The 18,401-nt window shown below is 63.1% G+C and carries 14 protein-coding genes; 7 read left to right on the top strand and 7 right to left on the bottom strand.

The window, feature by feature from the left end; genetic code table 11:
• Window positions 1-148 precede the first annotated feature (148 nt).
• The 6 genes from ACZRMO_RS10580 to ACZRMO_RS10555 form a co-directional block, all read right to left on the bottom strand.
• Complete coding sequence (locus ACZRMO_RS10580) at window positions 149-1,564, bottom strand: efflux transporter outer membrane subunit (protein ID WP_463972800.1); 1,416 nt, start codon at window positions 1,562-1,564, stop codon at window positions 149-151.
• Complete coding sequence (locus ACZRMO_RS10575; RefSeq protein ID WP_124524494.1) at window positions 1,561-4,740, bottom strand: efflux RND transporter permease subunit; 3,180 nt, start codon at window positions 4,738-4,740, stop codon at window positions 1,561-1,563. The genes ACZRMO_RS10580 and ACZRMO_RS10575 overlap by 4 nt, the downstream gene beginning before the upstream one ends.
• A gap of 15 nt (window positions 4,741-4,755) precedes the next feature.
• Entirely contained in the window at window positions 4,756-5,997 is a 1,242-nt protein-coding gene (gene mexE / locus ACZRMO_RS10570; protein WP_463972799.1) for a multidrug efflux RND transporter periplasmic adaptor subunit MexE, read from the bottom strand.
• A 381-nt stretch (window positions 5,998-6,378) separates the two neighbouring features.
• Complete coding sequence (locus ACZRMO_RS10565; RefSeq protein WP_463972798.1) at window positions 6,379-8,589, bottom strand: GMC family oxidoreductase; 2,211 nt, start codon at window positions 8,587-8,589, stop codon at window positions 6,379-6,381.
• Entirely contained in the window at window positions 8,586-9,098 is a 513-nt protein-coding gene (locus ACZRMO_RS10560) for a sorbitol dehydrogenase (RefSeq protein ID WP_463972797.1), read from the bottom strand. The genes ACZRMO_RS10565 and ACZRMO_RS10560 overlap by 4 nt, the downstream gene beginning before the upstream one ends.
• A complete protein-coding gene (locus ACZRMO_RS10555) occupies window positions 9,095-10,462 on the bottom strand; it encodes a cytochrome C (protein ID WP_463972796.1) in 1,368 nt (455 codons plus the stop codon). The genes ACZRMO_RS10560 and ACZRMO_RS10555 overlap by 4 nt, the downstream gene beginning before the upstream one ends.
• A gap of 267 nt (window positions 10,463-10,729) precedes the next feature.
• Between ACZRMO_RS10555 and ACZRMO_RS10550 the strand changes: the two genes are divergently transcribed.
• The 7 genes from ACZRMO_RS10550 to ACZRMO_RS10520 all read left to right on the top strand — a co-directional run bounded on the left by ACZRMO_RS10550 (window position 10,730) and on the right by ACZRMO_RS10520 (window position 18,111).
• On the top strand, window positions 10,730-11,686 hold the full coding sequence (locus tag ACZRMO_RS10550; RefSeq protein ID WP_463972795.1) for an AraC-like ligand-binding domain-containing protein: 957 nt from the start codon (window positions 10,730-10,732) through the stop codon (window positions 11,684-11,686).
• 85 nt (window positions 11,687-11,771) lie between these two features.
• Complete coding sequence (locus ACZRMO_RS10545; protein WP_463972794.1) at window positions 11,772-13,148, top strand: Rieske 2Fe-2S domain-containing protein; 1,377 nt, start codon at window positions 11,772-11,774, stop codon at window positions 13,146-13,148.
• Window positions 13,145-13,633 (top strand): benzoate 1,2-dioxygenase small subunit, encoded by a 489-nt coding sequence (benB, locus tag ACZRMO_RS10540; protein ID WP_463972793.1) that lies wholly within the window; start codon window positions 13,145-13,147, stop codon window positions 13,631-13,633. Before ACZRMO_RS10545 ends, benB begins: the two co-directional genes overlap by 4 nt.
• Window positions 13,634-13,643: 10 nt before the next feature.
• Window positions 13,644-14,666 (top strand): benzoate 1,2-dioxygenase electron transfer component BenC, encoded by a 1,023-nt coding sequence (gene benC, locus ACZRMO_RS10535; protein WP_463972792.1) that lies wholly within the window; start codon window positions 13,644-13,646, stop codon window positions 14,664-14,666.
• Window positions 14,667-14,676: 10 nt separating this feature from the next.
• Complete coding sequence (locus ACZRMO_RS10530; protein ID WP_463972791.1) at window positions 14,677-15,438, top strand: 1,6-dihydroxycyclohexa-2,4-diene-1-carboxylate dehydrogenase; 762 nt, start codon at window positions 14,677-14,679, stop codon at window positions 15,436-15,438.
• Between the two features lie 41 nt (window positions 15,439-15,479).
• A complete protein-coding gene (locus ACZRMO_RS10525; RefSeq protein WP_463972790.1) occupies window positions 15,480-16,814 on the top strand; it encodes an MFS transporter in 1,335 nt (444 codons plus the stop codon).
• A 40-nt stretch (window positions 16,815-16,854) separates the two neighbouring features.
• On the top strand, window positions 16,855-18,111 hold the full coding sequence (locus ACZRMO_RS10520; RefSeq protein ID WP_463972789.1) for an OprD family porin: 1,257 nt from the start codon (window positions 16,855-16,857) through the stop codon (window positions 18,109-18,111).
• Here the strand turns inward: ACZRMO_RS10520 and ACZRMO_RS10515 are convergent.
• Window positions 18,108-18,320, bottom strand: coding sequence for a DUF2790 domain-containing protein (locus ACZRMO_RS10515; RefSeq protein ID WP_463972788.1), 213 nt, complete (start codon window positions 18,318-18,320; stop codon window positions 18,108-18,110). The genes ACZRMO_RS10520 and ACZRMO_RS10515 overlap by 4 nt on opposite strands.
• Between the last annotated feature and the right edge of the window lie 81 nt (window positions 18,321-18,401).

The raw sequence follows: 18,401 nt of genomic DNA, 5'->3' as shown, positions 1-18,401 counted from the left end.
AAACTTTCTAGTAGGCCTACAGTTATTACCCTCAATTTTTTAAGACTTATCCCACAAATAATCCTCAAAAAAAAGCCCCACGACCAAATGGACCATGGGGCTAAAAATTGGCTGGATGCGACCAACCAAAGGAGCTCTTTAAATCAAATCACTTCGCGCTGGCCACCACCGTATCCGGCTGCCAACCCCCGCCCAGCGCCTTGTAGATCGCCACAATCCCGCGATACAAATCCACCTCGGCCTGGGCCTGGGAGTCTTCCGCCGCCAACCGCTCGCGCTGTGCGTCCAACAGCACCAGGAAATCCACGGTACCTTCGCGGTAACGAATCGCCGCCAGGTCCGCCGCCGCGCGGCTGGACTCACTCTGACGGATCAACGACACCAGGCGCTGTTGCCGCTTGCCATAGTCACTGAACGCATTCTCGGACTCCTCCAGCGCCAGCAATACTTGCTGCTCATAGGTCGCCAACGCGCCGTCTGCCTCGGCATTCGCACCGCGCAAACGGGCGCGTACGCTGCCCAGGTCAAAGGCGGCCCAGGTGATGCTCGGGCCCAGGGACCAGGCATTCGCCGCTGCCGAGCCGATCTGCGAACCGCGCCCGGCGGTGAAACCGAGGAAGCCGCTGAGGCTGACCCGTGGGAACAGGTCGGCCTTGGCCACGCCGATCCGCGCGGTGGCGGCGGCCAGCTTGCGTTCGGCGCTGAGGATGTCCGGACGGCGTTGCAGCAGTTGCCCTGGGTCGCCAATCGGCAGCGCCTTGGCAATCGCCGGCAGGTCTTTCGGGCTCAGGTCCACGCTCAATTTGTCCGGGCGCTGGCCGAGGAGGGTGGCGATGCGGTTGCGCTCGCGCACTTGCTCGGCTTGCAGTTGCGGCACGCTGGCTTCGACCGCCGCCAGGCGGGCGTCGGCACGCTCCACGTCCAACTGGTCGCCCACCCCGGCATCCCGCAGGCTGACGGTGATGGTGCGCGATTCCTGCTGGTTTTTCAGGTTGTCCAGGGCGATGCGCTCACGCAGTTGCGCGCCGCGCAGTTGACCGTAGGCATCCACCAACTCGGCAATCATGGTCACTTGCAGTTGATACAGGTCGGCTTCTGCCACCTGTTGGTCAGCGTCGCTGGCCTCCAGGTTGCGGCGGATGCGCCCGAACAAGTCGACTTCCCAGGCCATGTCCAAGCCCAGGTCATAACGCTCGCTGGTGACGCGCTTGGTGGTCTGGCCGGGGATCTGGCCCTTGCCCACATCGCTGCTGGCACGGGAGGTGACCACCGGCATGATGTCGTTGGCCGCGTCATCACGGATCGCACGGGCGGCGCGCAGGCGGGCAAATGCCACCCGCAGGTCGCGGTTACCGCTCAACGATTGGGTCACCAGTTGGTTGAGGGTCGGGTCCTCGAACTGCTGCCACCAGATGCCTTCGTACTTGGCGTGGTCGTAGCTCTTGGTGTCGGCGGCGGCCGTGATATTGGCCGCCTCCAGGTTCGCGGTTTTGTAGTCCGGGCCCACGGCACAGGCGCTCAGCGCCAGTACCAGCAAGCTCGGCAGGAATACTTTCACGCTCATTGCTGTGTCTCCAGCTTCAAGGCCTTGGCCGCTTTGCGTGCTTCGCTGCGCTCCACATAGCGACGGATCAGTACGTAGAACACTGGCGTCAGCAACAGACCGAAGAAGGTCACGCCGATCATCCCGGAGAACACCGCCACACCCATGGCATGACGCATCTCGGCACCGGCACCGCTGGACAACACCAGTGGCACCACACCCATGATGAACGCGAACGAGGTCATCAGGATCGGCCGCAGACGCAGACGGCACGCCTCCAGCACCGCAGCCAGCGGGTCAAGACCCTCCGCCTGTTTATCCTTGGCAAACTCGACGATCAGAATCGCGTTCTTGCACGCCAGGCCCACCAGTACGATCAGGCCGATCTGGGTGAAGATGTTGTTGTCGCCGCCGGAGATAATCACCCCGGTGATGGCCGACAGCAGGGTCATCGGTACGATCAGGATCACCGCCAGTGGCAGGCTCCAGCTTTCGTATTGAGCGGCCAGTACCAGGAACGCCAGCAACACACACAGCGGGAACACGAACAGTGCAGTGTTGCCCGAGAGGATTTGCTGATACGTCAGGTCAGTCCACTCGTAGGTCATGCCGTTGGGCAGTTCCTCTTTCAGCAGTTTCTCGATTGCCGCTTCCGCCTGGCCCGAGCTGTAGCCCGGTGCCGCGTTGCCGTTGATCTCGGCGGTGATAAAGCCGTTGTAGTGCATCACGCGGTCCGGGCCCGAGGTGTCGCTGACCTTGATAAAGGTCGCCAGCGGGATCATCTCGCCTTTGTTGTTGCGTACTTTCAGTTGGCCGATCTGGTCTTCGTCGAGGCGGAACTGCTGCTCAGCCTGCACGTTGACCTGGTAGGTACGGCCAAATCGGTTGAAGTCGTTGGCATACAACGAGCCCAGGTAGATCTGCAGGGTGTCGAAGATGTCGCTGATCGCCACGCCGTGGGTCTTGGCCTTTTCACGGTCGATGGCGGCATCGACCTGGGGCACGTTGACCGTGTAGCTGGTGAACAGGCCGAACAGTTCCGGCACGTTGTGGCTCTTGGTGATGACGTTCTGCACTTCTTTGTACAGCTCGTCGTAACCCAGGTTGCCACGGTCTTCGATTTGCAGGCGGAAGCCGCCAATCGTACCCAGGCCCTGTACCGGCGGCGGTGGGAAGATCGCCATGTAGGCTTCCTGGATGTCGCTGTACTTGCCGTTCAGCGCGCCGGCAATCGCACCGGCGGACATGCTTGGGTCTTTACGCTCATCGAACGGCTTCAAGGTGACAAACACGATGCCGCTGTTCGGGCTGTTGGTGAAGCCGTTGATCGACAGGCCCGGGAACGCTACGGCCGCTTCCACGCCCGGCTGCTTGAGGGCGATATCGGACATGCGTTTGATCACATCTTCGGTACGGTCCAGGCTGGCGGCGTCCGGCAGTTGGGCGAAGGCCACCAGGTATTGCTTATCCTGGGCCGGTACAAAACCGGTCGGGGTGTGGGCGAAACCGAACCAGGTCAGCACCATCAGGCCGGCGTACAGGAACAGGGCGATGCCGCTGCCGCGAATCACCCGGCGTACGGTGCCGACGTAACCGTGGCTGGCTTTCTCGAAGAAACGGTTGAACGGTTTGAACAACCAGCCGCCCAGCAATGCGTCGAGTACCTTGGAGAAACGGTCTTTCGGTGCGTTATGGCTCTTGAGCAACACGGCGGCGAGGGCCGGCGACAGGGTCAGCGAGTTGAACGCCGAGATCACGGTCGAGATCGCAATGGTCAAGGCGAACTGCTTGTAGAACTGCCCAGTCAAGCCGCTGATAAACGCAGCCGGGATGAACACCGCACACAGCACCAGCGCCGTGGCAATGATCGGGCCGGTCACTTCGCTCATGGCTTTTTCAGTGGCCGGGAACGGTTCCAGGCCCAGCTCGATGTTCCGTTCGACGTTCTCCACCACCACGATGGCGTCGTCCACCACGATACCAATCGCCAGTACCAGGCCGAACAGTGACAGCGCGTTGAGCGAGAAGCCAAACAGGTGCATCACCGCAAACGTACCGATCAACGATACCGGCACCGCCACCAACGGAATGATCGAGGCGCGCCAGGTTTGCAGGAACAGAATCACTACCAGAACAACCAGGATCAGTGCTTCGAACAGCGTGTGCACCACCGCTTCGATGGAGCCACGCACGAAGATGGTCGGGTCATAGACGATGCTGTAGTCCATGCCCTGGGGGAAGCTCTTTTTCAGCTCTTCCATCTTGCCGCGCACTTCGTTGGAGATCTCGATCGCGTTGGAACCCGGGCGCTGGAAGATCGGGATCGCCACCGCCGGCTGATTGTTGAGCAACGAACGCAGGGCGTATTGGCTGGAACCCAGCTCGACCCGTGCGATGTCTTTCAAACGGGTGATCTCACCGTTATCGCCGGAGCGAATGATGATGTTCTCGAACTCTTCTTCCGTCACCAGACGGCCTTGAGTGTTCACCGACAATTGGAAACTGGTGGCATTCGGCGCAGGTTGCGCACCCAAGGCACCGGCTGCAACTTGACGGTTCTGCTCGCGAATCGCCGTGACCACATCCGTCGCCGTCAAGTTGCGCGACGCGGTCTTGTTCGGGTCCAGCCACACACGCAGGGAATAGTCGCCCATGCCGAACAGCTGCACGTCACCCACGCCGCCCAGGCGCGCCAGCTCATCCTTGACGTTGAGCAAGGCATAGTTGGACAGGTAGAGCATGTCGTAGCGCTGATCCGGGGAGGTCAAGTGCACCACCATGGTCAGGTCGGGGGAAGCCTTGTCCACGGTGATACCGATGCGTGTCACTTCCTCAGGCAATTTCGGCTGAGTCCGCGTCACACGGTTTTGCACCTGCACCTGCGCGTTGTCCAGGTCGGTGCCCAGGGCGAAGGTGATGGTCAGGGTCAGCTTGCCGTCGGCAGTGGATTGCGAGGACATGTACAGCATGTTCTCGACGCCAGTGATGGCTTGCTCCAATGGCGCGGCCACGGTTTCACCAATGACCTTGGGGTTGGCGCCGGGGAAGTTGGCGCGCACCACCACGGTCGGCGGTACCACTTCCGGGTATTCGCTGATCGGCAATTGGAACAGAGAGATCGCACCAGCGATCAGGATCAGCAGCGACAGTACCGCTGCGAAGATCGGCCGCGAAATGAAGAACTTGGAAAAATTCATCTTGAGTCGTATCCCTTAACCGCGTGGAGTCGCAACGGCTGCGAGCTTGGGCGCGGTTTTTTCCGGCGCCACTTGCTCCAGGTTGCTGGCTTCAAGCGCTTGTCGTTGTTGGGCCAAGGCGGCGAGGGTTTCCTTGCTGGCCATCGGGATGGTTTCCGGAGCGACCGGCGAGCCTGGGCGCACGCGTTGCAGGCCCTTGACGATAATGGTGTCTTCTTTGTTGAGGCCGCTGCGCACGATGCGCAAACCTTCGATTTTCGGCCCCAGTTCTACCGAGCGATACGCCGGCTTGTCGCCTTCCATCACCAGTACGAATTTCTTGCCCAGGTCAGTGCCGACGGCTTCGTCGTTGATCAACACGGCGGAGTAGGTGCCGCTGCCGACCAGCTTCAAGCGCGCGTACAGGCCCGGGGTGTAGCGGCCGTCAGTGTTGTCGAACACCGCACGCCCACGGATGGTGCCGGTGGCTGGGTTGACCTGGTTGTCGACGAAGTTCATCTGGCCCTGGTGCGGGTTGCCGCTCTCGTTGGACAGGCCCAGGTACACCGGGGTGGTCGCACCGCGACGGCCTTGGCGCGCCAGTTCGGTGTACTTGAGGAACACGCGCTCATCGGCGTCGAAGTAGGCGTAGACCTTGTCGGTGGAGACCACGCTGGTCAGCGCGGTGACGTCGGCGGTCACCAGGTTGCCGGCGGTGATTTCCGCACGGCTGACACGGCCGCTGATCGGCGAGGTAACTCGGGTGAAACTCAGGTTCAGCTTGGCCAGGTCCAACTGCGCCTGAATCCCGGCGACCGCGGCGCGGGCTTCCTGGGCGGCGGTGGTGCGCGAGTCGGCCAGTTCGGCGGAGATCGCATTGCTCTGGCGCAGGCGTTCACCGCGTTGCGCTTCGTTGTCGCTGCGGCTGGCGGCGGCACGGGTTTGTTGCAGCTGGGCTTCGAGGCGGCGCACTTCAGCCTGGAACGGACGCGGGTCGATCTGGAACAGCAGGTCGCCTTTCTTCACCAGGGCACCTTCGATGAAGGCCACCTGATCAATCTGGCCCGACACCCGCGGACGGATCTGCACGGTCTCCGGCGCTTCCAGGCGGCCGGTGAATTCATCCCACTCGTTGACCGGCTGTTCCAGCACCTTGGCCACGCTGACTTTGGCAGCTGGCATGGCGGCCGCTTGTTCCGGGGTCTTGCCGCACGCGCTCATCACCACCACGGCCAGGATCGCCAGGGGGAAGCGCAAATGTTTGAGTGACTGTTCCATGAGGTGCATCCGCCAATGTATTTGAGATGGGCGGATCATGCGCGGCGGGGTGCTATGTCACGAATCGAATGAAGCAAAGGTAACTATCATTCGGAATGATATAAGCGTCGGGAAAGCCCTCTAGGATGGGGGTTTCGTTAGGGTGCTATCAATGTCGTTGATGACAAAGGACTGTTGCAGGGTATGCAGAAGTCTCTGCCGTACTCGGTCAAAACTGTGGGAGCTGGTTTGTGTGGGAGCGGGCTTGCTCGCGAATGCGGTGTGTCAGTGCCAGATTCATTGGCTGACACTACGCATTCGCGAGCAAGCCCGCTCCCACACAAGTCCGCTCCCACATTTGGATCTCCATGTATCAGGTAGGCAGTGGTTTGTGTGCCCCGGCTACAAAGTGCCGAACCCCACCTGCACCGTCAGCGCTCCCTGGTTATCCCCCAGCCCAATCCCATACCTTCCCTCCAGATCATCATTGATACACAGCTGCAATTCCCCCGTCTCACCCGGCGGAACCAGCGCCAAATCCCCCACCAAAAACGGCGTCCCCCCAGTGCCCACACGCCCAATCAACGCGCCTTCATTGGCCCCCGGCAATGTGTAGCCCGCCTTGGCAACCAACCCAGGGCTGCCATTGCCATCCACCATCCCGCCCACCGGGCTCGCCAGCCATTTGCCGCTCACGTAGCGCACCAGGCGTGGGCTCGGCCCGCTGATCTGCACGCCGGTGCCTTGCCACGGCTGGTTGGCCTGCACCTGCACGGTCACGGCCTTGAGGTCGTTGCACAGGGTGTCGCCGGCCTGGATCGACAGCGCGGCGATGGTCAGGCTGGGGTTGGACGTACCGGTGCTGGGGAACACGCCGTCACCCACCAGGAACAGGTTGGCGTGGTCCCAACTGCGCTGGTACTTGTCCACCACCGAGGTTTTTGGATCGGCGCCCATGCGGTAGGTGCCCATCAAATGCCCGGCGCCCTGGAACGAATAGGATTCGCCCTGATAGTCAAACACCCCCGGCGGGATGTCGGCGGTCAGTTCCGTTGCCCCGAGCAGTTCGGTGATGACGTGGCTGGCGAGGATGCGTGCCTGCTTGAAACCCTCCTTGGTGTAGTCCGACAGGTCGTAGTGGATCTCCGGGCGCGGAATGCCCAGGCGGTCCTTGTATTGGCTGGACGGCACGATGTAGCAGTTGGCGTTGTTCGGGTCCTCCTCGACTTGCTCCACGAGGAAGCCCACGCGAAATTGCCGGGTCAGCAAGTTGTTCAACTGTTGCACCAGCGCCGTGCCGAACAGCACCTGCGAGGCGCCGCCCGTGTCTGGCAACGGGTTGGTGCGGCTGACGTTGGTGCCATCGATCAAGTCGGCGACGGTGGTGTAGGGATCGCCAATCGGCCAGTTGAAGCCTTCATTGCCGATCTCGATGCGCCACGCCGCACGCTGGCTGCGAAACGCACCGTCGCGCAGGCTTTCAATGCCGGACGTAGACACCGGCCCCCGGTACGGGAACACCGTCTTGCCTTCGGGCATCAAGCCCCAAGCCAGGTAGATCGGGTGGTCCGCCAGGCTGCGGCCGACCTGGCCGCTGCTATTGGCCACGCCGTTGGGCCAGGCGCTGCTGGTGGAATTGAGCAGCAGCTTCGGCGTCTCGATGGCATGGGCGGCGATGACATAGCGCTGCCCGATGGCCACACCCGTGCCGGTCGCCGGCCCATCGCCCAGTTGATACTGGATGAACTCGATGCCACTGATGGTCTTGTCCGCCGCCACGGTGACCTTGCTCGCCACGGTTTTGTACAAGATGCGCACATTGCCGGTGTTGAGCGCGTTGTTCATCGTCACCGTGGCGTCGTACTTGGCCTGGATCGGGCAGATCGGCGTGCAGTTGGTGTTGCCCGCACACACCCGCCGCCCGGCATACGGCTGCGAATTGCGCCCGGCCGGGGTCGGGCTGACCACCAGCGGCAAGCCCTGGAACGACTGGCCCTGCACCGCGCTGACAAAGCTGCCGTCCACCAGCGACAGCGGGATGCTGGTCATCGGGAACTCATAGTTGGCGGGGAAGGTGATGCCCAGGTAGCCCTGGTCGGCCACGTTGGCCGCCACGCCGATTTCCGCCTCGGCGCGGCAATACGCGCTTTGCAGGTCGTTGTAGCTGATCGGCCAATCCACCCCGACGCCGTACAGCGACTTCAGGCGAAAGTCATTGGGCAACATGCGCAGGCACGTCGCCACCCAATGCCAGGTGGTGCCGCCGCCCACGCGCTCGTAGGTGCTGGTAAACGGCAGCGGGCCTTTCTGCACCAGGTAGCTGACGTCAGGGTTGTTCCAGCCCAGGATCAGGTCGGCGATGGTCGCACGGGGTGCGTTCTGCTCGGCCGGGTTGCGCGCCGGGCTCAGGGTGCTGACGGGCGGGTAGGGCGACTCCGGGGTTTTCAGGGTGGCGGTATAGAACCGCTCCAGGTACTGGTTACGGTTCGCCGGGATTTCCGGGCCGGATTCCAGCACCAGCACCTTCACCCCGGCCAGACCCAGTTGATAGGCAATCAGGCTGCCCGCAAGGCCCGCACCAACGATCACTACATCTGCTTGTTCAGTACTCATGACGAGGCTCCTGGCTGGGTGCTGGCGGCAACGCCGGTGAACTCCTCAAGGCTCGGCGGTGCGCTGTTCCAGTAGCCAAAGAAGAACTCGCTGTAGCCCATCGGGTGCGCCTGGGCGATGCTCCACGCCCAGCTCTGGGTGTAGGCCTCGGCGCTGACCACGGTTTGCTCATTCGCCGGGAATGCGCCTTGGGGATACGGCTGGTACCACACGCCGAGCAGCCACAGCTTCATGATCGCGCGCGCCGCCTGGGCGGTTTGTGTGGTGGCGGGCTGGCCGTTTTGCATGAGGATCGCGGTGCCGATTTGCTGCGGCGTTTGTTGCTCGGCCAGCAGCGACGCGTATTGGCCGAGCAGGGCGCTGAGCACGCTCTGCCCCAGGCGCGGGCCGATGAAGTCGAGGAAGGTGCTGGGCAGGCCGATGGGGTCCACGGAGGGCGCCAGCAGTTCCTGGTCTATCCCGGTGAGCACCACGCTCAGGCCGGTGAAGTTGTCGAGGTCGGTACTCATGGCTGGCTCCCTGTTGCCCCGGTGGATTGGGCGCGTTCGAGCAGGTAGGTGAAGTCGGCGAAACTGGTGCGCGGCGACTGCGTGACGTGGGTCGCGGCATTGCCGTGGCAGGCGATGCAACTGGACGACGCCTGGGGCACGGTGCCCTGGATGTACGTCTCCAGCGTTGCATTGGCGAGGAACGACGGCGCCGGCTTGCCCAGGGGCACGGTGGCCGAGATCTGGCACGGCGGCTGGCCGCTGAGGGTCGGCCACTGGGTGCTGATCAACTGGTAGTTGGCCCATACGCTGTTGGGGTTAACCGTGCGCAGCAAGGTCTGGTAGGTGCTGTTCAGCGCCTTGGTGGCGTCGGTCAGCGGTATCTCGCGCACGATCTGCGACGGCGTCGCTTTCACCGCCGGGTTCCACGGCCGTGGCGGCGGCTGGTTGACGTCGGCCTGGCTGCTGGCGTTGTAGAACAGGTACGGGCCTTTGCGCTCGGCCGGTGGCGTGGTCTTTTCCGGCACATTGTCGACGTGTTCGAAGGTGGACCACACCCACTGCGGCGCGCTGGTGGTCTTGTGCACGATGTGCAGGCCGACCAGGCCCACTGGCTCGGCCGTGCAGGACTCCGCCACCACCGGCCCCTTGCTCGGGTCGCTGTTGCCCGGCGTATACACCAAGGCATCGACGGTGTGGAAACTGCCGGGCTTATCGTTGCCGTCCAGCACCTTCCACGAGGCCTTGACCATGATCGAGCCCACCTCGCTGGTGTTCGGGTTGCCGCAACTGAACGCCACCGCATTGGTCGGGCTGGCGGCAAAAAACGCCTGCTGGCCCTGCACGCTGTACAGGCCGTTGTTGACGATGCCGTCGAACATCGACTGGTTCACCACGATTTCATTGCGCGTGTACACGCCGCTCTGGTCTACCAGCGGGCCGCTTTCAAAGGGTTGGATAAACTCGTCCAGCACATCCGGGACCTTGCCCATCTGTTGCAGCAAGCGCCCGGAGCCCTTGCCCTCACAGGCCGGTGGCACGGCCGCCGGCGCGCGAAACGGCTGCGGCTTCTGCCCCTGGGGCAGGAAGATCTGGTAACTCTCCCGGTAGCTTTCCCACACCGTGGCGGCGTCCTGCTGGCCGATCTGTACGCCGGTATTGGGGTTGCCGTCGGCCAGGGCCGGCCAGTTGAGCGCAATAAACGTCTGCCACGACATATCGTCGAAGTTCTGTTGCAGGCTGGTGAGGGAAAACGGCGGGGTGGCCGTGACATCGAAGGGGATTTGCGTAGACAGCGTGGGGGCCGCGACGACCAGTGGGCTCAGCAATGCGCCGAACAACGCGCAGCCGAACCCAGGCCGGGGGCGATGGGTTTCCTTTCTCATCGTAATCTCCTAGGCATCAGGCGCCAGGAGACAGTGGGTCCGTCATGGACTCTTCAATACGCCTCCTGGCACGTTCCTGAGCGTAGATAAGACGGCGCAGGCCGGTGTATGGGTCGCTAGATTGTTTCGTAATAAGTCCAATTGCTCACTGTGTGACGTACTAGACACGTCAATACCCGCTGGGTATTCATTGAGACCTTATCCATATTGGACGGCCACCCCCCCAGGCGTCAGCCTGCACCCAATAACTATAAAAGAGGCGCAACCATGACCGTGCTATTGAGTGAGCGCAGCCAGATCTTCCAGCGTGCCGATGCCTACGCGGTATCCGACTACGTCAACCAGCATGTGGGCAGCCACTGCATTCGCCTGCCACCGCGCGGGCGCCCGCAGGCGAGCATCAGCCACCGCACCTTTTCCAGCCTGGACCTGTGCCGCATCAGCTACGGCGCGCCCGTGCAGGTCACGTCCGAGGCGCTGCAGACCATCTACCACCTGCAAATCCTCCTGAGCGGCCACTGCCGCTCGAATGCCCGTGGTGTGGAGCAGGTGTTCCAGCCCGGCGAGATCCTGCTGATCAACCCGGATGACCCGGTGGACCTGACCTATTCCGCCGACTGCGAGAAATTCATCATCAAGTTGCCGGTGCGCCTGCTGGAAAACGCCTGCCTGGAACAGCGCTGGACCCTGCCGCAACAGGGCATCCGCTTTGCCACGGCGCGCCATGCCCTGAGTGAGATGAGCGGCTTCCTGCAACTGCTGGGCTTGATCTGCCATGAGGCAGAAAACGCCGCCGAGCCCGAGGTGCAGGGCCTGTACGAGCGCATCGTGGCGAACAAACTGCTGGCGTTGCTGGCCAGCAACGTCTTGCGTGTGGTCCCGCCAGTGGCGCAGGGCGGCGGGTTCGAAGCGGTGCGCCAGTTTATCGAGGAGCACCTGACCGAAGACATCAGCGTCGAACAACTGATGGCCACCGCCAAGGTCAGCGAGCGCTCGCTCTATACCCTGTTTGAGCGCCAGGTCGGCCTGTCGCCGCGTGATTACGTGCGCCAACGCAAGCTGGAGCGTGTGCACGCACGCCTGCAACTGGCCACGGCGCGCAGCGTGACCGAAGTGGCGCTGGATCACGGCTTCGTGCACCTGGGGCGGTTTTCCGAGGCCTATCGCAAGCGCTTTGGCGAGTTGCCGTCGCAGACATGGAGACGCCGCGCGCCCGGTGGATAGCGAATTGCAGCCAGCGGATATTGACGGTTGAAGCGTGCCCCTACAGTGAAGGCGCCTGATACAAGAACAACCGAGGGCCTACCCCATGATCAGCACGCTCGACCGCCTCGCCCGGCAACTCGGCGAATCCGTCCAGGAAGACCCCGCCACCGGGGTATTCCGCTGCCGCCGCGACATCTTCACCGACCCCGACCTGTTCGCCCTGGAGATGAAACACATCTTCGAAGGCGGTTGGATCTACCTGGCGCACGAAAGCCAGGTGCCCGAGATCAACGACTACTTCACCACCTGGATCGGCCGCCAACCGGTGGTCATCACCCGCGACAAGCACGGCACTCTGCACGGCCTGGTCAACGCCTGCGCGCACCGTGGCGCCATGCTCTGCCGACGCAAACAAGGCAACAAAGGCTCGTTTACCTGCCCGTTCCACGGCTGGACCTTCAGCAACGCCGGCAAGCTGCTCAAAGTGAAGGACGCCAAGACCGGCGCCTACCCCGACAGCTTCGACTGCGACGGCTCCCATGACCTCACGCGCCTGGGCCGCTTCGAAAACTACCGCGGCTTCCTGTTTGGCAGCCTCAGCGAGACGGTGCCGGAACTCAGCGATTACCTGGGCGAAACCCGCGTGATCATCGACCAGATGGTCGATCAGGCGCCCCTGGGCCTGGAAGTGCTGCGCGGCAGTTCCTCCTACGTCTACGACGGCAACTGGAAGCTGCAGATCGAAAACGGCGCCGACGGCTACCACGTCAGCTCGGTGCACTGGAACTACTCGGCGACCATGGGCCGGCGCAACTACGAGGCCGAAGGCACCCGCACCGTCGACGCCAATGGCTGGTCGAAAAGCCTGGGCGGGGTCTACGCCTTCGAGCACGGGCATATCCTCCTGTGGACGCGCCTGCTCAACCCCGAAGTGCGCCCGGTCCATGCCCACCGCGCGGCGCTCGCCGAACGCCTGGGCCAGGAACGTGCCGACTTTATCGTCGAGCAGACGCGCAACCTGTGCCTCTACCCCAACGTCTACCTGATGGACCAGTTCTCCACGCAGATCCGCGTGGTGCGCCCGCTCGCGGTGGACAAGACCGAAGTCACCATCTACTGCATGGCGCCCATTGGCGAAAGTGCCGAGGAGCGCGCCACGCGCATCCGCCAGTACGAAGATTTCTTCAACGTCAGCGGCATGGGTACGCCGGATGACCTGGAAGAATTCCGCGCCTGCCAGACCGGCTACCAGGGCGCGACCACCCTGTGGAACGACCTCAGCCGTGGCGCCAAGCAGTGGGTCGAAGGCGCCGATGAAAACGCCCGCGCCATGGGCATGCAGCCGCAGCTCAGCGGGGTCAAGACCGAAGACGAAGGCCTGTTTGTGCGCCAGCACGCCCATTGGGCGCAAAGCCTGCAACGCGCGATCCAGCACGAGCAACAAAACCTGATCGCCAGCGACAAGGCGGTGCTGTCATGAGCACCTCCCGTGACCGTCTGCTCGACTTTCTCTACTACGAAGCGCGCCTGCTGGATGATCGCCAGTGGGACGAATGGCTGGCGTGCTACTCGCCCAAGGTCGAATACTGGATGCCGGCGTGGGATGACCACGACACCCTCACCGAAGACCCCCAGCGTGAAATCTCGCTGATCTACTACCCCAGCCGTGACGGCCTCGAAGACAGGGTGTTCCGCATCAAGACCGAACGCTCCAGCGCCAGCACGCCGGAGCCGCGCACCGCGCACCTGATCACCAACCTCGAAGTGCTGGCCGACGACGGCGCGCAGGTGCACTTGCGGTTCAACTGGCAAACCCTCAGCCACCGCTACAAGACCACGGACACGTACTTCGGCACCTCGTTCTATCACCTCGACCTGCGCGGCGAACAGCCGCTGATCACGCGCAAGAAGGTGGTGCTGAAAAACGACTACATCCATCAGGTCATCGACATCTATCACATCTGAGGACGCCCCAATGACGTACGCCATTGCCCTGAACTTCGAGGACGGGGTGACCCGTTTCATCGACTGCAAGGTGGGTGAGAAGGTCCTCGACGCGGCCTTTCGCCAACGTATCAACCTGCCCATGGACTGCTCGGACGGCGTGTGCGGCACCTGCAAATGCCGCTGCGAAACCGGCGCCTATGAGCTGGGTGACGACTATATCGACGACGCCCTCAGCGCCGACGAAGCCGAGGAACGCCAGGTACTGACCTGCCAGATGGTGCCGCAGTCCGATTGCGTGATCGCCGTGCCGGTGCCGTCCAGCGCGTGCAAGACCGCCACCGCGCAATTTGCCGCGACGCTCGCCAGCATCACCCGCCACGCCGATGCGGCGGTGGAGGTGAGTTTCGAACTGGACCAGGCGCCGGTGTTCCTGCCGGGCCAATACGTGAATATCGGCGTGCCCGGCAGCGGCCAGACCCGCGCCTATTCCTTCAGCAGCCGCCCCGGCGAGCGCCGTGCGAGTTTCCTGATCAAGCAGGTGCCAGGCGGCCTGATGAGTGGCTGGCTGGCCCACGCCCAGCCCGGCGACGCGGTCGCGATGACCGGGCCACTGGGCAGCTTCTACCTGCGCGAGGTGGCGCGGCCGTTGTTGCTGCTGGCCGGTGGCACCGGGCTGGCGCCGTTTCTGTCGATGCTTGAAGTGCTCGCCGAACGCCAGGAGGCGCGAGCGATCACGCTGATCTACGGGGTGACCCGCGACCAGGACCTGGTGATGCTCGAGGCGCTGCACGGGTTTGCCCAGCGCTTGCCCAATCTCACCGTGGTCACTTGCGTCGCCGACCCTCAGACCAGCCACCCACGCCAGGGCTATGTCACCCAGCACATGCCCGGCGACGTCCTCCACGGCGGTAACGTCGACGTGTACCTGTGCGGGCCGCCGCCGATGGTCGATGCCGTGCGCGAGCACTTCAAGCACCAGGGCGTCAGCCCGGCCAGCTTCCACTACGAGAAATTCACCGCCAACGCCATCGTCACCGGCGATGCAGCCTGAGGAGGCCCCCATGACTTCAAGGTTCAACAACAAGGTGGCGCTCGTCACGGGCGCTGCCCAAGGCATCGGCCGGCGCGTGGCCGAGCGTTTGCTGGAGGAGGGGGCCTGGCTGGTCGCCGTCGATCGCTCGGACCTGGTGCATGAGTTGCAGCACGAGCGCGCGCTGATCCTCACCGCCGACCTGGAGCAACACGCCGACTGCGCGCGGGTGATGGCGGCAGCCCAGGCGCGTTTCGGGCGCATCGATATTCTGGTCAACAACGTCGGCGGCACCATCTGGGCCAAGCCCTTCGAGCACTACGCGGCAGCAGAAATCGAAGCCGAAGTGCGCCGCTCGCTGTTCCCCACGTTGTGGTGCTGCCATTGCGTGTTGCCGTACATGCTGGAGCAGGGCAGCGGTGCCATCGTCAACGTGTCGTCGATTGCCACGCGTGGCGTCAACCGCGTGCCGTATGGCGCGGCCAAGGGCGGCGTGAATGCCCTCACCGCGTGCCTGGCCTTTGAAACCGCCGGCAGCGGCATCCGCGTCAACGCCACCGCACCCGGCGGCACCGAAGCACCACCGCGACGCATCCCGCGCAACAGCCAGGCGCAAACCGAACAGGAACGCGTCTGGTACCAACAGATCGTCGACCAGACCCTCGCCAGCAGCCCGATGCAACGCTACGGCAGCATCGACGAGCAGGCCGGCGCGATCCTGTTTCTCGCGTCTGACGAAGCCTCCTACATCACCGGCGTGACCCTGCCCGTGGGAGGCGGCGACCTGGGTTGAGCCTCCTTTGCACTCACAACAACAATAAAGAGAGCACTGCCATGCGTACCCATGACGTTCATTCAATTATCGATAACGCCCGCTTCAGCCGGTTCCACTGGATGGTGGTGGGCCTGTGTGCCTTGCTGCTGATCTTCGACGGCTACGACTTGTTCATCTACGGCGTGGTCCTGCCGTCCATCATGAAAGAGTGGGGGCTCACACCCTTGCAAGCCGGGGCGCTGGGCAGTTATGCGCTGTTCGGCATGATGTTCGGCGCGCTGGTGTTCGGCAGCCTGGCGGACCGCTTTGGGCGCAAGAAAGGCATCGCCGTGTGCTTCGCGTTGTTCAGTGTGGCCACGGTGGTCAACGGCTTTGCCAGCAGCCCCACGGAATTCGGTATCTGCCGGTTTATCGCCGGGCTCGGCTGTGGTGGGCTGATGCCCAATGCAGCGGCGCTGATGAACGAATACGCGCCGAAGAAACTGCGCAGTACCCTGATGGCGGTGATGTTCAGCGGTTATTCCCTGGGCGGCATGCTCGCGGCCAGCGTGGGGATTTTCATGCTGCCCAGTTATGGCTGGTCGTCGATGTTTTTCGCGGCGGCTGTGCCGTTGTTGCTGTTGCCGATCATCGTGTATTGGCTGCCGGAATCCATCGGCTTCCTGGTGCGCCAGGGCCGCCACGAACAGGCGCGGGGCTTGCTGATGCGCCTGTCGCCGGGCACGCAGATCGAGGCGGGCGATGAGCTGGTGCTCAACGATGTGAAAGCCAAGGGCGCCTCGGTGGTGGAGCTGTTCCGCCACGGGCTGGGCGTGCGCACGGCAATGGTCTGGGTCGCGTTTTTCTGCTGCCTGCTGATGGTCTACGCGCTGAGTTCGTGGCTGCCCAAGCTGATGGCGGGCGCCGGTTACAGCCTCGGTTCCAGCCTGTCGTTCCTCGTGGCCCTAAACCTTGGCGGCATGGCCGGGGCGCTGGTGGGTGGCTGGTTGGGTGACCGCTTGAACCTGATCAAAGTCATGATTGCGTTCTTCCTCACCGGCGTGGTGTCCATCAGTCTGCTGGGCATCAACAGCCCGATGCCGGTCCTGTACCTGCTGATCTTCCTCGCGGGCGCCACCACCATCGGCACGCAAATCCTGTTGTATGCCGCTGCCGCACAGCTCTACGGCTTGTCCATTCGCGCCACCGGCCTGGGCTGGGCGTCCGGCATCGGCCGCAATGGCGCAATCGTCGGGCCGTTGCTGGGGGGCGCGTTGATGTCGGCGGAGCTGCCGTTGCAACTCAACTTCCTGGTCTTTGCCATTCCCGGCGCGATTGCGGCGCTGGCGATGCTGACCTACGCGCTGAATGTGCGCCGGCCGCGCGAACGCCTGGAGGCGGCTGGCGCGCGTTGAATTCCCCATCGTCGATAACAACAATTAAAAGAGCAACGACATGAATCAGCAGACCACCCAGCGACTCTGGCTGTCTCTACTTGGCATGCCCCTCGCCGCCACGGCGGCCGAGGGCGGCTTTTTCGAAGGCTCCAGTGCCACCTTGCAAGCGCGCAACTATTACTTCAGCCGCGACTTCTCCGACATCGTCGGCGCGAATAAACAGTCCAAGGCCGAAGAGTGGGGCCAGGGTTTTATCCTCACCTACAAATCCGGCTATACCCCGGGGCCTGTCGGCTTTGGCCTGGATGCCTTGGGCACCCTGGGCCTCAAGCTCGACAGCAGCCCGGACCGGGTCAATACAGGCTTGTTGCCGGTCAAGGACGATGGCCGCGCGGCAGACGACTACAGCCGCCTGGGCCTGACCTTCAAGGCGCGGCTGTCAGAGACCGAATTGAAGGTCGGCGAATTGCAGCCCAACCTGCCGGTACTGGCCTTCAGCGACATTCGTCTGCTGCCACCGAGTTATCAAGGGGTGAATATCAGCTCCAGTGAGATCAAAGGCCTCACGCTACAGGCCGGCCACCTGACCACCACCAGCCTGCGCAATGAAGCCGGTGACGAGAAGATGCTCGCCATGCTCGGCCACGTGCCGCAGCGCAGTGCCGACAGCGATGCCTTCGATTATGTGGGCGGTGACTACGCCTTCAACGCCAACCGCACCAGCGTCAGCCTGTGGCGTGGCGAACTGCAAGACATCTACGCGCAGAACTTCCTTGGCCTCAAGCACAGCCAGCCGCTGGGCAATTGGCTGCTGGGCGCCAACCTCGGTTACTACACGGCGCGGGAAGACGGCGAAAAACGCCTGGGCAAGATCGACAACCGCGCGTTTTTCTCGCTGCTGTCGGCCCGGCACGGCGGCCACACGGTCTATGTGGGCTATCAGGCCATGTACGGCGACACTGCGTTCCCCCGGGTGTTTGCCAACGTCACGCCGCTGGGCAACGAGGTGCCCACCTACGAGTTCGCCTACACCGACGAACGCTCCTGGCAGGCGCGGTATGACTACGACTTCGCCGCGCTCGGCGTGCCCGGGTTGACCACCACGCTGCGTTATATCAGCGGCGACAACGTGACCACCGGCGCGGGATTCGAAGGCAAGGACCGTGAGCGCGACCTCGACATCGGCTACGCCGTGCAAAGCGGCGTGTTACGCGGCCTGGGCATTCGCGTGCGCAATGTCATGGCGCGTTCGAACTACCGCAGTGATATCGACGAGAACCGGCTGATCCTCAGCTACACCTGGACCCTGCTTTAAACGCCGCCCTGGCACGTGCCCATCACCAGGTAATCGACGGTGTGCTGCACGCCCTGGCTGTCGAGATACACCAGGGTGGCCAGCGCCACCTGGCAACCGCCAGGCACGGCGGTGACGGAAACCACACGCTGCACATCCGGCACGCTGTCGGCGGCGAAAGCGCCGCTGGCGGCGAAGAGCAGGATAAGGCTGCAAAACTTGATGTTCATGGGATGACCCTCTGTCAGTAGGCTTCAGTTTAGCCAGCACAGCGCAGGGTTAAAGACAGGAGCGGGTAAATGACTCATACG

It is taken from the genome of Pseudomonas sp. B611 (assembly GCF_055407965.1).
Note: the sequence above shows the minus strand (reverse complement) of the source record. Positions and strands in the feature narration are given on the sequence as shown.

Bases quoted from the DNA above. Each gene is read 5' to 3' on its own strand.
- ACZRMO_RS10580 (WP_463972800.1), bottom strand. From the start codon at position 1,564: ATGAGCGTGAAAGTATTCCTGCCGAGCTTGCTGGTACTGGCGCTGAGC.
- ACZRMO_RS10575 (WP_124524494.1), bottom strand. From the start codon at position 4,740: ATGAATTTTTCCAAGTTCTTCATTTCGCGGCCGATCTTCGCAGCGGTA.
- mexE (WP_463972799.1), bottom strand. From the start codon at position 5,997: ATGGAACAGTCACTCAAACATTTGCGCTTCCCCCTGGCGATCCTGGCC.
- ACZRMO_RS10565 (WP_463972798.1), bottom strand. From the start codon at position 8,589: ATGAGTACTGAACAAGCAGATGTAGTGATCGTTGGTGCGGGCCTTGCG.
- ACZRMO_RS10560 (WP_463972797.1), bottom strand. From the start codon at position 9,098: ATGAGTACCGACCTCGACAACTTCACCGGCCTGAGCGTGGTGCTCACC.
- ACZRMO_RS10555 (WP_463972796.1), bottom strand. From the start codon at position 10,462: ATGAGAAAGGAAACCCATCGCCCCCGGCCTGGGTTCGGCTGCGCGTTG.
- ACZRMO_RS10550 (WP_463972795.1), top strand. From the start codon at position 10,730: ATGACCGTGCTATTGAGTGAGCGCAGCCAGATCTTCCAGCGTGCCGAT.
- ACZRMO_RS10545 (WP_463972794.1), top strand. From the start codon at position 11,772: ATGATCAGCACGCTCGACCGCCTCGCCCGGCAACTCGGCGAATCCGTC.
- benB (WP_463972793.1), top strand. From the start codon at position 13,145: ATGAGCACCTCCCGTGACCGTCTGCTCGACTTTCTCTACTACGAAGCG.
- benC (WP_463972792.1), top strand. From the start codon at position 13,644: ATGACGTACGCCATTGCCCTGAACTTCGAGGACGGGGTGACCCGTTTC.
- ACZRMO_RS10530 (WP_463972791.1), top strand. From the start codon at position 14,677: ATGACTTCAAGGTTCAACAACAAGGTGGCGCTCGTCACGGGCGCTGCC.
- ACZRMO_RS10525 (WP_463972790.1), top strand. From the start codon at position 15,480: ATGCGTACCCATGACGTTCATTCAATTATCGATAACGCCCGCTTCAGC.
- ACZRMO_RS10520 (WP_463972789.1), top strand. From the start codon at position 16,855: ATGAATCAGCAGACCACCCAGCGACTCTGGCTGTCTCTACTTGGCATG.
- ACZRMO_RS10515 (WP_463972788.1), bottom strand. From the start codon at position 18,320: ATGAACATCAAGTTTTGCAGCCTTATCCTGCTCTTCGCCGCCAGCGGC.